21 protein-coding genes and 1 tRNA gene are annotated in these 12,499 nt (G+C 62.8%); 13 read left to right on the top strand and 9 right to left on the bottom strand.

What is annotated here, in order from left to right; all coding sequences use genetic code 11:
- Window positions 1-15 precede the first annotated feature (15 nt).
- The 11 genes from HB677_RS13350 to HB677_RS13300 all read left to right on the top strand — a co-directional run bounded on the left by HB677_RS13350 (window position 16) and on the right by HB677_RS13300 (window position 6,376).
- On the top strand, window positions 16-1,035 hold the full coding sequence (locus HB677_RS13350; protein ID WP_213816220.1) for a hypothetical protein: 1,020 nt from the start codon (window positions 16-18) through the stop codon (window positions 1,033-1,035).
- Window positions 1,028-1,249 carry a hypothetical protein gene (locus tag HB677_RS13345; RefSeq protein ID WP_213816219.1) on the top strand — a complete coding sequence of 74 codons (222 nt, stop codon included), beginning with the start codon at window positions 1,028-1,030 and terminating at the stop codon, window positions 1,247-1,249. Before HB677_RS13350 ends, HB677_RS13345 begins: the two co-directional genes overlap by 8 nt.
- Window positions 1,249-1,827 (top strand): hypothetical protein, encoded by a 579-nt coding sequence (locus HB677_RS13340; RefSeq protein WP_213816218.1) that lies wholly within the window; start codon window positions 1,249-1,251, stop codon window positions 1,825-1,827. Before HB677_RS13345 ends, HB677_RS13340 begins: the two co-directional genes overlap by 1 nt.
- Before the next feature lie 61 nt (window positions 1,828-1,888).
- Window positions 1,889-2,698 carry a D-alanyl-D-alanine carboxypeptidase family protein gene (locus HB677_RS13335; protein ID WP_213816217.1) on the top strand — a complete coding sequence of 270 codons (810 nt, stop codon included), beginning with the start codon at window positions 1,889-1,891 and terminating at the stop codon, window positions 2,696-2,698.
- Between the two features lie 5 nt (window positions 2,699-2,703).
- Complete coding sequence (locus HB677_RS13330; protein WP_213816216.1) at window positions 2,704-3,204, top strand: hypothetical protein; 501 nt, start codon at window positions 2,704-2,706, stop codon at window positions 3,202-3,204.
- Entirely contained in the window at window positions 3,204-3,593 is a 390-nt protein-coding gene (locus HB677_RS13325) for a hypothetical protein (protein WP_213816215.1), read from the top strand. Before HB677_RS13330 ends, HB677_RS13325 begins: the two co-directional genes overlap by 1 nt.
- A gap of 4 nt (window positions 3,594-3,597) precedes the next feature.
- Complete coding sequence (locus HB677_RS13320) at window positions 3,598-3,969, top strand: hypothetical protein (RefSeq protein WP_213816214.1); 372 nt, start codon at window positions 3,598-3,600, stop codon at window positions 3,967-3,969.
- Window positions 3,970-4,056: 87 nt separating this feature from the next.
- Complete coding sequence (locus tag HB677_RS13315; RefSeq protein ID WP_213816213.1) at window positions 4,057-4,866, top strand: hypothetical protein; 810 nt, start codon at window positions 4,057-4,059, stop codon at window positions 4,864-4,866.
- A 2-nt stretch (window positions 4,867-4,868) separates the two neighbouring features.
- Complete coding sequence (locus tag HB677_RS13310) at window positions 4,869-5,117, top strand: hypothetical protein (protein ID WP_213816212.1); 249 nt, start codon at window positions 4,869-4,871, stop codon at window positions 5,115-5,117.
- Entirely contained in the window at window positions 5,110-5,733 is a 624-nt protein-coding gene (locus HB677_RS13305; RefSeq protein WP_213816211.1) for a hypothetical protein, read from the top strand. Before HB677_RS13310 ends, HB677_RS13305 begins: the two co-directional genes overlap by 8 nt.
- 220 nt (window positions 5,734-5,953) lie before the next feature.
- Window positions 5,954-6,376: a hypothetical protein gene (locus tag HB677_RS13300; RefSeq protein WP_213816210.1), complete on the top strand. Its 423-nt coding sequence runs from the start codon at window positions 5,954-5,956 to the stop codon at window positions 6,374-6,376.
- A gap of 67 nt (window positions 6,377-6,443) precedes the next feature.
- Here HB677_RS13300 and HB677_RS13295 read toward each other — a convergent pair whose 3' ends face one another.
- From HB677_RS13295 to HB677_RS13275, 5 genes are all read right to left on the bottom strand, one after another.
- Window positions 6,444-6,980: an AlpA family transcriptional regulator gene (locus HB677_RS13295; protein ID WP_213816209.1), complete on the bottom strand. Its 537-nt coding sequence runs from the start codon at window positions 6,978-6,980 to the stop codon at window positions 6,444-6,446.
- Between the two features lie 74 nt (window positions 6,981-7,054).
- Window positions 7,055-7,252 (bottom strand): hypothetical protein, encoded by a 198-nt coding sequence (locus HB677_RS13290; protein WP_213816208.1) that lies wholly within the window; start codon window positions 7,250-7,252, stop codon window positions 7,055-7,057.
- 139 nt (window positions 7,253-7,391) lie between these two features.
- The gene (locus tag HB677_RS13285; RefSeq protein WP_213816207.1) at window positions 7,392-7,694 is read right to left on the bottom strand and encodes a hypothetical protein; all 303 of its coding nucleotides are present in this window, start codon (window positions 7,692-7,694) and stop codon (window positions 7,392-7,394) included.
- Window positions 7,695-7,855: 161 nt separating this feature from the next.
- Window positions 7,856-8,389, bottom strand: coding sequence for an SHOCT domain-containing protein (locus HB677_RS18535; RefSeq protein WP_255546609.1), 534 nt, complete (start codon window positions 8,387-8,389; stop codon window positions 7,856-7,858).
- 54 nt (window positions 8,390-8,443) lie between these two features.
- A complete protein-coding gene (locus HB677_RS13275; protein ID WP_213816206.1) occupies window positions 8,444-8,614 on the bottom strand; it encodes a hypothetical protein in 171 nt (56 codons plus the stop codon).
- A gap of 59 nt (window positions 8,615-8,673) precedes the next feature.
- Between HB677_RS13275 and HB677_RS13270 the strand changes: the two genes are divergently transcribed.
- Window positions 8,674-8,823: a ribbon-helix-helix protein, CopG family gene (locus HB677_RS13270; RefSeq protein ID WP_213816205.1), complete on the top strand. Its 150-nt coding sequence runs from the start codon at window positions 8,674-8,676 to the stop codon at window positions 8,821-8,823.
- A gap of 5 nt (window positions 8,824-8,828) precedes the next feature.
- Here HB677_RS13270 and HB677_RS13265 read toward each other — a convergent pair.
- The 4 genes from HB677_RS13265 to HB677_RS13250 all read right to left on the bottom strand — a co-directional run bounded on the left by HB677_RS13265 (window position 8,829) and on the right by HB677_RS13250 (window position 12,095).
- Window positions 8,829-8,901, bottom strand: a tRNA-Lys gene (locus HB677_RS13265).
- Window positions 8,902-8,933: 32 nt separating this feature from the next.
- Entirely contained in the window at window positions 8,934-9,839 is a 906-nt protein-coding gene (locus HB677_RS13260; RefSeq protein ID WP_213816204.1) for a tyrosine-type recombinase/integrase, read from the bottom strand.
- 34 nt (window positions 9,840-9,873) lie between these two features.
- Window positions 9,874-11,256 (bottom strand): tyrosine recombinase XerC, encoded by a 1,383-nt coding sequence (xerC, locus tag HB677_RS18960; protein WP_374193821.1) that lies wholly within the window; start codon window positions 11,254-11,256, stop codon window positions 9,874-9,876.
- The gene (locus HB677_RS13250) at window positions 11,256-12,095 is read right to left on the bottom strand and encodes a helix-turn-helix transcriptional regulator (protein ID WP_213816202.1); all 840 of its coding nucleotides are present in this window, start codon (window positions 12,093-12,095) and stop codon (window positions 11,256-11,258) included. The genes xerC and HB677_RS13250 overlap by 1 nt, the downstream gene beginning before the upstream one ends.
- Before the next feature lie 102 nt (window positions 12,096-12,197).
- Here HB677_RS13250 and HB677_RS18955 point away from each other — a divergent pair, with 102 nt between their 5' ends.
- The gene (locus HB677_RS18955; RefSeq protein ID WP_213816201.1) at window positions 12,198-12,446 is read left to right on the top strand and encodes a helix-turn-helix domain-containing protein; all 249 of its coding nucleotides are present in this window, start codon (window positions 12,198-12,200) and stop codon (window positions 12,444-12,446) included.
- Window positions 12,447-12,499: the final 53 nt, after the last annotated feature.

The raw sequence follows: 12,499 nt of genomic DNA, 5'->3' as shown, positions 1-12,499 counted from the left end.
GTCACCGTCGTCACCGTGACGCCACCAGGTGACGACTCGCGAGAGATCCCGATCACCGCCGGCTCCGTGTCGGTCGCGGACGGTACCTCGCCGCGGCGCACGTCAACGCTGACCCTGACCTCCACGCCAGCACAGTTCGATTCGCTGATCACCCCGGGCGCCAACGTGAAGATCACCCACGGCATCGACTTCGGCGGTGCCTCCGAGCTCGTGCCCATGTTCTCCGGCGGACTCGTCGACGGATCACAGAGCTTCGGGGACGGCACAGTGAGCTGCACCCTCGCCGACGACGGAGCATGGCTGGCGCGAACCAACTTCCTCAGCCCCTACTCCCCACCTCCGACAATGCGTCGCGTCGACGTCATCCGCGCGATCGTCCTCGACTCCAAACCCAACACGCTCGTGGTCGACATCTCGACCGACACCGGCAAAGTCGGCAACGTCGTTTGGGACACCGACCGCGTCGCCGCCATCAAGGATCTCTGCCGAGACGGAGGAACGGTCGCACGGTTCGACGGAGACGGCACCTTCACCATCAGGGATGCTCCCTCCACCACTGATCAGTCGGTGTGGACGATCGCAGCCGGCGACGGCGGAACGATGAAAGCCGCCACGCGTAAACGAACCCAGGACCGGATGTACAACACGGTTGTCGTCCGTCCCTCCGCCAGCGACGGATCCCAGTTCTGGACCCAGCAGATCGCCCAAGTCACCGACCCCACCCACCCGCGACACCCCTCCAAGGTCGGCGTCATCCCATACACGTGGGCATCACCCACGATCGCTACCGGCCCCGAAGCACTGGCGGCCGCGTTCCGCCTTCTCGATCGAGTACTCGGAACGACCGAGACCCTCTCCATCGGCGCCGTGGCAAACCCCGCGTTGGACGGCGGAGACGTCATCCGTGCCATCACGCCGAAGATCAACACCCAGCCCGCCGTGATCTTCCAGCACTTCATCGACTCCCTCAGCTTCGACCTCCTCACCGGAGACATGACCGCAGCCACGCGCAGCCAGGAGGAATTCGATGGCTAGATCCAACCGCGTCGCCGCCATACGCGAGATGTCGGGACCATTCGCACAACTCAAACTGTGCACCGTCACGCAGCTCACACCGATCCTCGTCGCCCTCGACGGCACCGACGACCTCAAAGGCGTCAGCATCCCCGGCGCTTTCTACACCCTCGGCCCCGCGCTCGCCATCTGGCAGCCGCCCGCACTCCCGCTCATCATCCCGATTGGAACCTGATGCCCAACACCGGTGCCCCGCAACTCCCTTACCCGAACGGATCGGACATCCCCGACGGCCCGGGGGCATTCCTCGCGCTCGCTTCTCGCATGGCCAAGATGGGCGGATCCGGAACCGCATACGTCGCGGACGCGGCTGGGCGCCAAGCCCTGGTTACGGCCGGCGATGTGTTCCCCGGCCTCGAGGTGATGCAGGCCGATACCCAGGCAACGTGGAAGTACATCAGCACCACTGCCGGGTGGAAGCTCTGGAACCTCACCCGGGTAACGACGGCCTTCTGGACCGCGGCGCCCAACTGGAGTGACATCGGATCTTCCGCGTCGGTTGCCGCCGGCGCAATCATCCTGAACCTCAACTTCGCAAAGACGTCAGCGTGGAACAGCAACGACAGCATCGCGACGATCGCAGCCCCCTACCGCCCCCCGTTCGACGTCCGGTTCGCTGCATGGCAGGGCAACGGAGGCGCACCCGGAACATTCGCGGCCACCCTCGCCCAGGCCACCGGGCTCATCACCGGGTACGGCGCCACAACCGGCAACGTTCAGGTCAGCCTCACCGCCACGTACCCGGCCGCATAACCTCCCTCGCTCAACCCCCTTCCGCCGCCTCCGGGCGGCTTCGTCATTTAAGGAGACACCCGTGAGTGCCAACGGAAAACTGACCATCTTCGAAGTAACCAAAGTGGGCGGTGTGAAAGTCGCCCGGAGTGCAGCACCCGCGTTGAAAGCCCTGATCGCCGCAGCAAAAGCAGAGGCAAACATCACCATCAGTTTCGTGAAACCGGATGGCGGGTACCGGAACTACAAGACTCAGGTCGACATGCACGTCCACCCCGGAGCGCACAACCTCAGCAAGGCCTCAACGATCGGTCTCGCTGACGCTGGATTTTCCACCCATGGCTGGGGAACGCGCGTCGACATCTCCGACTTCACCGGCGCGCGCGCCGCATGGGTGCTGAAAAACGCTTCCCGATTCCGCCTTACACGGGAGTTCGGCGCGGCGGATCCCAATCACTTCATGTATGTGGGCGGCTATGTCGCACCCGTGAAGAAGCCCGTGCGCACCGTCGTCGCCCCGAAGAAGGGCGCGGCCGCGGCAGTTCTGCGTGCTGGCGAAGTCATACCGACCGGCGGCACGATGGTGTCTGGCGATTGCACCCTTTCGCCCCAGTTCGATGGTGAGACAGTCATCAAGTACAAGGGCGTCCCGATCGCCAAGCTCGGCACCAAGCAGTTCGGCTCCAAGGCCTTCATCAAGAAGATCGGCGACGGCAACTTCGCCGTGTTCGTTACCAATAAAAAAGGCAAGATAATCCCCGCCTTTGTGTCGGGAACGAACCGCATACCCAACACCGCCGACGGGGTCTTTCAGTTCCAGGCTGACGCGCACCTGGTCGTCAAAGATGCGGACGGCAAAGCCGTCTGGGCCACCTACGGCATCCCGGTCTAGCCGCCGTGACGAACCCCATCGCGCGGGTGTGGGCCGCTTCCATCTGGGCGAAGGGCGCAATCCCTCCCGATGAATGGAAGTACCGCAGCCTGAAACGCGTCGTGCTCCCGCTCTACGACGTCCTCATCATCATCGGCGGGATCCTTGGCGCCCGCTTCGGCGTCCCCGCAGTCGAAGAGTTCTACCCGAGCTCGATGATCGACACCGTCTCGCAGCTGTTCGCACTCGCTGGGTTACTCGCACTGCTGGGCATCGCCTTCCCGAGCCTGTGGCTCCCCGAAGTCATCGCCAAGGCAGCGATTATCGGGTTGCTCTCGTCATACGTGGGTGCACTTATTTCACTCACCGCCAACGGTGACCCCACGCGAGGCTTCGTCTCCACGATCGCCATCGGGTTCTGTCTTCTGCCCGCGTGGCGGCTCGGCATGTTGGGTGCGGAGCGTCGCACCCGCCGGGCTGAGCACGTCGCCCGGCGGGCCGCCCTCGATGAGCGGGCGGGTGACTGATGACCGCTCAAACATGGCTTGGTCTGATCGGTACCTGCGTCACCTTCATTGGCCTTGTGTTCGTATTCGTGAAGGGTCGCGGGGAGAACAAGAACGCCGTCGACGCACGCATCGACGCACGCATGGCCAAAGAGCTCGAGCGCGTGTACCTCCGACTCGACGAGCAAGACAAAGAGATCGCGACGCTGAAGAGCAGCGACCGCACCACGAAGGCCATTGTCCGCCGTTGGTTCCACGAGCTGCTCAGGTGGGACCGAATCGGCCGGCACGGCGAGATGCCGCTGCCGTCCGTGATGGACATGGACCGTCTCGACCTCGATCCCAACGAGGCCACCATCCCAGCCGACGAGCTCGCAGCCCTGCGTGCCGCGGCCAACATCAAGGAGTAACACCGTGAACATTGATATCCCCACCGTCCCCGTCGCGATCATCGCGCTGCTCGGCCTCTTCGCGCCGTATGCGATCGCCGTTGTGAACCAGCCGCGATGGACGGTCCCGCAGCGCAAGATCGTCTCCGTGGTGGTCTCGCTGCTCATCAGCGCGATCGCCCTGGTGATCTACTACGCAGCCTCCGGCGATCCGATCCCCGCGTGGTGGGCGCTGCTGCTGCTCGGCCTCGTTGTCAGCCAGGCGTCCTACACCCTCGTCACGAAGAAGACCGCGGCCGCGGTGGAGAGCGCGACCTCGAAGCCCATCGACGCGGGCACCGCAACCGCTGGAGTCCCCGTCGACGTATCCACCCTCCCGAACGACCTCGACGAGTAACACCTGGTGGATCCCACCGAAGAGTACGACGTCCCGGTAGATCCGATGGACGACCTGCAATGCGATAGCTGCCAGTAAGGATCCCCGATGGCCACCGTAAATCTCTCCACTCTGCAAGACATCCTCGGTGGCACAGCCCCCGTCAACGCGACCATCACCTCACAGGTGTACCGCGGGTATCACCCCGCTGTTCGCGTTGACGGGGCGTCGGTGATCGGCGGCACGCCCGTCACCGTCACTCTCACCGCTGGCGTTCCCTCGACACCGTTCCAGCTGCTGCCGCTGCCGATCGACTGCTATTACCAGATCGACATCCTCGCGGCCGACGGCACGTGGGAATACCACGCGGCCGCGATCCTTCCCGCGGGCTCTGGCCCGTTCAACTTCAACCAGCTCGTCATCGTCAACCCGACGACCATGGTCCCGATTCCGGGAACATCTCTCGGTGACGCGCTGCTCGCACAGATTCAAGCGGCCGTCACCCAGACGGGCACCTACGCAACGACCGCGGGACAGGCCGCCACGATCGCTGTAGCGGCCAAGAACGAGACAATCGTGGCGACGGCAGCACAAGGGACGTGGACCGGCGCTGTGGCCCTCACACAGGCGCAGAGCAAATCCACCTACCTGTTACAGAAACTCACGGGCAACGTCGTGCTGACCCTCGCCGCCGGCACCGCCGGCCTCGCGTACTCCTGCACGCTCGAGCTGCAGCAGGACGCAACCGGATCCCGCACCCTCACGATCGTGAACACACGAACCGGCTACGCGGTGCCGATCACGCTCTCCACCGCCGCCAACTCGGTCGACGTCATCCGCCTCGAGTGGAACGGCGCAACCTGGTCCGCCTACCTGGGCGCGGCCGCACTGGCAATCCCGACTGCATGGGTGGTGTGAGCATGACTCCCGAAGAACGACGCGACGACGCGATCGCGCGCATCATCGCCGCCGGCGCATCCGTCGGCAGCATCGAGCCTCTCGCCGCGGCCGCGGACCCCACCGTCGTCGTGGCCTACCGAGTGCAGGCCCTCGCGCCAACCCTCGAAGTACTCGCCGCTCTCGGCGAGGTTCGTGACGATACGGAGACCGATCTCACACACCTGGTTCCCTGGCCCGCGCCGATGAAGGTGGAGACATTCGATGCGTAGCGCCATTCTGGAATCCCGGGCGCAGCCAATCATCAACCTGGCCAGGTCGCACCCCTCCACCAGCTATGACGGCTGGTTCGTCCCGCTCACCGCCGGCGGGGGAAATGCGACAGCCTCGCTGCTCACCGGCACCCCTTACGGCGTCGCAGCGCGCCGGGTCAACACCGCGGCTGGGACACCAGGTGCAGCGGGTGTGGGACTCATAATCGCGGATGGAAACTTGACGGCTTTGGTCCGCCCGGCCATCCGATACGCGATGTCCTACTGGTGCCGGAGCAGCGTCGCGCAATCGCTCCGGTGCCGGGCGCAGTATCTGAACGCGGCCGCCAGCGCCGGCTGGACTTTCGACGCGCCCGATGTGACGTTGATTCCCAACCAGTGGGCGCGCCTGTCCATCATCACTACCTCGCCTGCAGAGGCGGCCCAGCTCCGGATGGACCTGTTATTCGGGAACGCAGCCGTAGCGTTCGGAGTGAACGACACGTTCGACATCGCCGGAGCCATGGTCACTGAAGGCTCGAACCTGTACCCGTTCTCCGACGGAGCGATGCCCAAGTGGCGGTACCTCAACGGCAACAGCGGCCCGAGCATTGGTTACCCCCCCCCCCCCGCTTAGTTGACGATCGTTACGTTCGATCAGCGTGGGAGCTGGCCGCATGAGGTCGGCGACGGTCGACCAAGGGGCGCAGCCGTACCGGAACTCGTGTTTCAACGGACGTTTCGCCGCATCCGCCCCACTGGCAAACTGGGCGGTAACCGCTGGATGCACGGCCAACCCCAGCGTCCCAGGGCTGGGGATACCAGGCCTGCAGTTCGTGCGCGTATCGGGTGCGCTGGTGCTCACGCAATCGAGCATCAATCTGCCCGTGGTTCCCGGCCAGAACTATCGCGCGTCGGTCTGGGCCAGCATCACGGCGGGGATGACGCTCAACGTCGATATGAGTTTCCACGACTCCGCGGGAACGCTGCTCCTCGCCGCGGGCCGGGGCGCAATGAGTACTGCTGCCGGCGGCACTGTCATTGTGCAGCCGGGGGTGTGGACACAGTTCGGTTCGGCCGCAGCGAAGGCGCCCTCCAACGCTGTGTTCGCGCGCGTCCGCATCTTCGCCGACAGCGGCCCAGACGGAACCGCCTACGCGACCAAAGCGCAGCTGACGCCGGGCCTGACTATCCCCGACTTTGCCGACGGCCGAACCCCCGGATGGCGATTCGAAGGCGCGGCAGATAACTCAACATCCGTCGGGTACCCGCCCCGATAGCACCACCGCAAAGCAAAGGCCCCGGCCTGGTCCTCTCACGAGGTGCCAGGCCGGGGCCTTTTTTGCGTTAGTTGCGCGGGTCGAGATACTCCTCCTGCGTCGAGTGACCCTTCACCGCCTGAATGTCGCGCAGGGCGTCAACCAGCCGGTCGGCAGCCTCCTCGAAACGTGAGCCACGGATCAGCGCAATCCGTTCAAGATCGGCACGCGGAAACGCCATGCCCCTCTCCCCGATGCGCCGCCCCGGCAACTGACCGGCGTCGAGCTTCTTCCCGACTGCCTGCCGGCTGATGCCGAGAATCTCGGCCGCGCCAGTAGCGTCGACCAGCTCCGGCATGGGGGTGAGCTCACGACGACGATCGAACGCGGCCGTCGTCATTACCTCGAGCGCCAAGACGTCAGACGTCGACGCTTCCCCAGCCAGCGCCAACGCGCTCGCCGTGGCCTGGCGCACGTCCGCAGCGTACAGGGTGATGACCACTTCGAGATGTCCGTCAACGGAGACGCCGGCGGCGGGGCTGAACGGTTCGAGCGCGGTGACGAGGCGGTCAGCGGCATCGTCGCTGTCGCGTTCGGCGAATTCGATTCGTGCGTTGTATTCCATGGGATGGGCCTTTCGTCTTACTGTGGGTGTAGCGGGCCGGAGACAATTGGAGTGTCTCCGGCCCGCTTAGCTGTTTACGGGGGCCAGATGAATCCTGCCCGTCGCATGTAGGCCAGACCGTTCTTGATGCTGCGCTGGTCGCTTGCCGTTCCCGCGAACGTTGTCACTCGTGCACCGTCTTTGTAGACCGTGTAGTGATTGCTCTTGGTACGGCTGACTGTGAAGCCCTGCGCCTCAGCTGCCTTGAAGATCTTGGCTAGTTCTTTACCCATTGTTATCACCCCCTCCGTTGTTTGTAAACCCAAAGTAGCACGGATGGTTGCGCTAGCGCAACTTGGACGGGACGGGATAAGGTTGGATCCGGAACGAATGAACCCCCTCGCTGCCATCAGCGAGGGGGTTCATTTTGCGTTAAGCGCGCCCGTCGGCCCACGCGCCTGGGCGATCAGGTGACAGCTGCCCAGCGGTCTTCTCTGGCTCGTTGACGAACGTCACGCACATGTCCGCGATCTCCAGAGTGCGGACGTAGCCGAACAGCTTCCGCCCCTCGCTGGTCGGCGCCCAGCGCACGATTCGATAGAAGGTCTCCCCGTCGAACGTCAGCCGACGCACGATCGCCGCGGGGTTGCGCGGGTCGTCACGCATGATGATCCACTCACAGTCGGAGATCTGAATCATCGGCCAGGGGGTAATCCACCGGTGAAAGCCTTCCACGCACACTCCTACGATCGAAGCAGCACGGCCCTGCAGCTGACGATGTTACGACAACCGGGCGACCTTACACACCGGGCACCACCAGTACGGGTGCTCGACCGTGCCGAGCACCTCGAGCGCCGCGAGGCACTCCGGGCAGTTCGGCGCGATCACCTCATCCATTACAGGCCGAGCAGCTTCGCCTTCGCCGCGGTGAACTCGTCATCCGTCAGCACGCCTTGATCGCGGAACGCGGCCAGCTTGGCCAGCTCGCTCATGAAATCCGGTGCCGCTGCAGCTGGTGCTGCGATGACAGGCACTCCAGGCGCGGTGCCGGCGTGGTTCACGTTGGTGGTCTGCTCCTTTACGCGGAGCGAGTCCCGCGCTCCGAGCGCGGCCGTGTTGATCGCCTGGACGCCCTCACGGAAGTTGGGGACGTCCTCCAGGTAGATCTGCTCGCGCCCCACCGACCGGATAGCGGTCAGCACGATCGTGCCGACGCCGCGCATCTTCTGGGCCATTCCCTGCGTGAAGTCGACGTCGTGAATCTCGTGCGTTGCGATCTGCTGGCCACGCATCGACACCACGCCCACCTCGGCCGAGAGGATGTCGGCGGTGAGCTTGTAACGGCCGGCACCGATACGAGTCAACGGCTGCCCCACCGCTTCCCACAGAATCGAAGGGTCACTAGTGGTTGATGGTTCAACGTTGGTCATGGTCGGAGCATACCGACGACGCCAGCCAGCAGCCACGCCCCAAACGGGAGAGACTCACTCCCCCGCCGGATCCGCAACACCGGAGTACTCCGCCAGAATACGAGCAACAACGTCCTCCACCGACTCGCCCCGCGCGGCCGCGCGAGCAGCTGCACGCGCATACAGATCCGCGTCGACGAACACCTCGCGATCGCCGCCCGATTCCGCTGGCTCAAGGCCCGTCATGGGCGTAGAACCTATCAGGTGTATATACACCCGCAAAAGGGGTCTGGCACGATATCAGCGTGCCCAATCAGCCAGCGACACCCGCACGCAGCTTCCGGATCCCGGAAGACCTGTATCGCGCTGCCCAGGAGAAGGCGATCGCCGAAGGGCGAACAGTGACCGACGTTGTCCGCGAAGCACTCGAGCGATACGTCGACGAAGAGGAATGATGCGGTGGGCCGTCGGGGGCTCGAACCCCGGACCCGCAGATTAAAAGTCTGATGCTCTACCAACTGAGCTAACGGCCCGTGAACTCAACCAGCAGGGGATACCGGAAGAGCTACGCCGCCATTCTGCCACGTCGGCCGGAGTGCTCGCGAACCGCCTGCACGGGCATCACGATCACGCCGTCCTGCATGTCCTCGTCGGTGACCTCGAGGTAGAGCTGCGTCGTCGCGAGTGAGGCGTGGCCCATCAGTTCCTGCACGACGCGGATGTCGGTGCCCATCCGGAGCAGCGTTGTCGCAAAGTAGTGGCGCAGCGAGTGGCCCGTGAGTCGGACGTCGGTGATGCCGGCGCGCTTGATCGCCGCGGCGACGACAGTGCTCGCGGATGCCATGAGAATGTGACCGCCCCCATCGGGGAACAGCTTGTTTCTGTAGGGCGAGGGGAACCACCAGCCAGACATCGGGTATCGGTCGACCAGCTCCCGGAGTGCCGGCGACAGGGCGATGCGATGCTCCAGGCCACCCTTCCGCGTCGTGCTGAGCATCATGGCGACACGGTCCACGTCCTCCCCCCGGATCTTTACGACTTCTCCAATGCGTAGCCCGGTGGCCGCGAGGAGCGTGATGAGGTCGCGGGTGCGCGCGTAGGCACCGGAGTCGACCATGTTGTCGATCTGGTCGACGCGGAGGGGGCGAGCTTTCCGTCTGGCGACTTTGATCTTCATCAGGCGAGCCGACGGGTCCGCTGTCGAGTAGCCCTCTTCGACGAGCCATTTGAAGAACGTTTGATAGTACGAGCGCTCCGCCTGCATCGTTCCCTGCTGCAGCCGGCCACCGGTTCGGTGGTGCGGTCGGGAAAGCATTTGGCGCAGATGCGCGATCGTCACCTCAAGGGGTGGCACGCCACAGTGTCGCTCCAATTGACGGAGTGTTTCTTCACGGTTTTTTATTGTCTTCTCGGAGAGGTTTGCTGCGTACTGGTACGCCGCGAAGTCACGGAGAGCGTCGTTCCAGCTCATACCTTCAGACACTAGATACAGAACCACGAGTGTTCTACTCCCCAGTTAATGGACCTATCGGTCTACCCCTAAAAGACATACCTTTGGGCAGGGTGTATATACACCCAAGTGAGGATCGCTTACGCGGCAGCCAGCTCGCGATGTTCCTCGCGGAAGAAGTCAAGCGACACCACGCGTGAAACGTCATACCCATAATCCGCGGGTCGCGGGTTCGAGCCCCGCGGGGCCCACCGCTTTCCTTTGTTTGTATGGGATCAGAGATTCGCGGTGCGGATGACTCCGAACTTACTCCGAACATTGAGCTAAGAGTGGATGCGGCAACGCTGCTTCCAGTGGTGCGTGACATGTACACGTCTTGAGTCATGGACGGCTGCTTGTGACCAAGATATTCGGCAATCGCCCGCGCAGACAGTCCGGCAACGTCCAGTGCTGTGGCCACTGTCTTACGGAACGCATGACTCGTCAATCCCGGGTAACCCAAGCGATCTCGATTCGCTCTCCAGTCGGCCTCTGTATTGGAGGTATCCCGGAGCTTCCCCAGCATCGAGGGGAACACCATCTCGCTGATTCGCGGACGCACACGGAGAACGTCGAGAAGCTCGGCAGGCACACTGATAGTGCGTGTCGATCCATCTGTCTTCAGCCACTCCTGCAAGACCAAGCCTTTCCCCCTCACACGGTTCACTCCAGCGGCGAAAGCGACGGTACCGGCCTCGAAATCGACATAAGACCATCGCAGACCCAAGGACTCTCCAATCCGAGCACCCGTGAACAACATGAAATCCCACAGGTCAACCATGTCGAGGCGTTGAAGTTCGTCGTCGCCTCGAATTGCGACTCGGAATGCTGCCACATCCGCGAGCGGAATCGCTTTGGCGGCGCGAGACGTTTTTTTCCGAATGCCTTCCACGCCGACAACCGGATTGGACAGAATCGCATCGTTCCGCAGCGCCATCGCGAACATGCCGGAAAGAACAGACCGGCAGCCCTTCGCCGACCCGTGACCGTGCTCTTTGCTGACGGCAGTGAAAAACACCTGGAGCCGGCCAGTTGTGGCCTCCGACACCCGCATGTCGCCGAGTCGCGGGCGGATGATCTTCTCAATCTGATGACGGTATGTGTCGATAGTGCGATCGGCTCGTTCGGTGTCACGCTTGGTCTGCAGGAAGAGGTCTGCCAATTCTGATAGCGACGTGGCGGAGGTTATGGACCCATCGCCTGGCGCAGCAATATCAACCAGCGCTTCTCGAAGCGCTGCCGCCGACTTGGCACCCGTCTTACCGTTCCGAACTCGCTCAACTTGGCGATAGGAACCGTCCGGGAAGCGGTGTAGCGTTCGCGACCGCCACACGCCTGGGCTCGTCTCGACAGTGTTGATTACCCCGTTGCTACCGATCGGAGTTCGCGGTCGCGCCATCAACCCACCTCGCGATCAGCCGTGCTAGTCCGGAAAAGCCTCTGCAAGTGGTCCTGATGGCGCAAGCGAGGCAGTCGTGCGTATCTCTTGGACCACTCAGGCTTAGGTAGAGAGATAGACGGAACGTCAGTCAAATATCGCTCCACCTCGTCACCAACCACATTTATGCGCTCCCACACAGCGCTAGAGATATCTTCAAGCCGACTCTCTTGCAGCCCTCCCATCCAGCCGAGCGCGCTAATCAACTCCACGTATGATCCCACCACTGCCTCTTTGGCGACCTGATCGGGCCTGTCGAAATGCGTGGAGCCGTAGTAGCTGGAGATCGTCCATACGCCAGGGCCCTTCGGGCCCTCCTGTGTCCAAATCCCATTCGCTTGCTTCCATCGAGCTCCTGAGTCGACTGAGGCCTCGATAGTCGCCGCAACGCGAATATATAGCTCAGCTTCCGACAGGGATGCCACGATATCGCCATAGCCTCTAAGCGCAGGACCGCTATTCGGGTTCCGAAAGTCCAGCACCTGCATTTGCGCCACGTACTCGATCGTTGTCATGTCGGCGTACGGTTTCGCCATCCCCGTCAACTCGAGGGGCTCCCAAGGCCGGCTCAAGTCGAACATGAGTTCGAGCGGTGATATTTGAAGAGCACTCGCAATGAGCATAATGACGCTCATCGATGGATCCCTGGATCGGCCAAGCTCGATGCTCACGATCGTCGCTCGAGTGACCCTTTCGCTCGGAATTGCATCAGCGAGGGCTTCAGCGGTACTAAACCCGGCCCTCTTTCGGAACGCTGCAAGGCGCACACCTAGAGGCGTCTTTTCGTAGTTTGTTGCCATATTGCGAATCTTACCCACATTTGTATGCGTTTGCAGAAAGTCGTATAGTTGCGAGCAGACGGAGTAGCAAAACGACAAAATGTCTATCGGTAACTTCGCAAAATGCGAATGGTCGACGTTATGTCCAGTTCGAACGGTCCACAGATCCCCTCCAACCAAAAAAACCAGAGCATTTATCTGAACATCGAAGACCTCGCAGCTCAGCTCGGGCTGAGCGTTCAGACGCTTTACCGATGGCGGTCCACCGGCGCGGATATGCCGCAGGGATTTCTTATCGGATCCCGAGTTCGGTGGCGTCAGGAAACTGTCGATGCCTGGCTTTCGACTCAGGAAGCGAAGGCGCGGAGTTGACAAAAAGCTCGAGCGTCCAACTTGAACCAAACAAAAAATCCCCTCACGCCAAT

Origin of the sequence: Glaciihabitans sp. dw_435 (assembly GCF_018449675.1) — a bacterium.
In the GTDB taxonomy this organism is placed as follows: domain Bacteria; phylum Actinomycetota; class Actinomycetes; order Actinomycetales; family Microbacteriaceae; genus Glaciihabitans.
The sequence above is the reverse complement of the archived record's forward strand: the minus strand, read 5'-3'. Positions and strand labels throughout refer to the sequence as shown.

Coding starts and splice junctions, on each gene's coding strand:
- HB677_RS13345 (WP_213816219.1), top strand. CDS start 1,028: ATGGCTAGATCCAACCGCGTCGCCGCCATACGCGAGATGTCGGGACCA.
- HB677_RS13340 (WP_213816218.1), top strand. CDS start 1,249: ATGCCCAACACCGGTGCCCCGCAACTCCCTTACCCGAACGGATCGGAC.
- HB677_RS13325 (WP_213816215.1), top strand. CDS start 3,204: ATGACCGCTCAAACATGGCTTGGTCTGATCGGTACCTGCGTCACCTTC.
- HB677_RS13315 (WP_213816213.1), top strand. CDS start 4,057: ATGGCCACCGTAAATCTCTCCACTCTGCAAGACATCCTCGGTGGCACA.
- HB677_RS13310 (WP_213816212.1), top strand. CDS start 4,869: ATGACTCCCGAAGAACGACGCGACGACGCGATCGCGCGCATCATCGCC.
- HB677_RS13305 (WP_213816211.1), top strand. CDS start 5,110: ATGCGTAGCGCCATTCTGGAATCCCGGGCGCAGCCAATCATCAACCTG.
- HB677_RS13295 (WP_213816209.1), bottom strand. CDS start 6,980: ATGGAATACAACGCACGAATCGAATTCGCCGAACGCGACAGCGACGAT.
- HB677_RS13290 (WP_213816208.1), bottom strand. CDS start 7,252: ATGGGTAAAGAACTAGCCAAGATCTTCAAGGCAGCTGAGGCGCAGGGC.
- HB677_RS18535 (WP_255546609.1), bottom strand. CDS start 8,389: ATGACCAACGTTGAACCATCAACCACTAGTGACCCTTCGATTCTGTGG.
- HB677_RS13275 (WP_213816206.1), bottom strand. CDS start 8,614: ATGACGGGCCTTGAGCCAGCGGAATCGGGCGGCGATCGCGAGGTGTTC.
- HB677_RS13260 (WP_213816204.1), bottom strand. CDS start 9,839: ATGAGCTGGAACGACGCTCTCCGTGACTTCGCGGCGTACCAGTACGCA.
- xerC (WP_374193821.1), bottom strand. CDS start 11,256: ATGGCGCGACCGCGAACTCCGATCGGTAGCAACGGGGTAATCAACACT.
- HB677_RS13250 (WP_213816202.1), bottom strand. CDS start 12,095: ATGGCAACAAACTACGAAAAGACGCCTCTAGGTGTGCGCCTTGCAGCG.
- HB677_RS18955 (WP_213816201.1), top strand. CDS start 12,198: ATGCGAATGGTCGACGTTATGTCCAGTTCGAACGGTCCACAGATCCCC.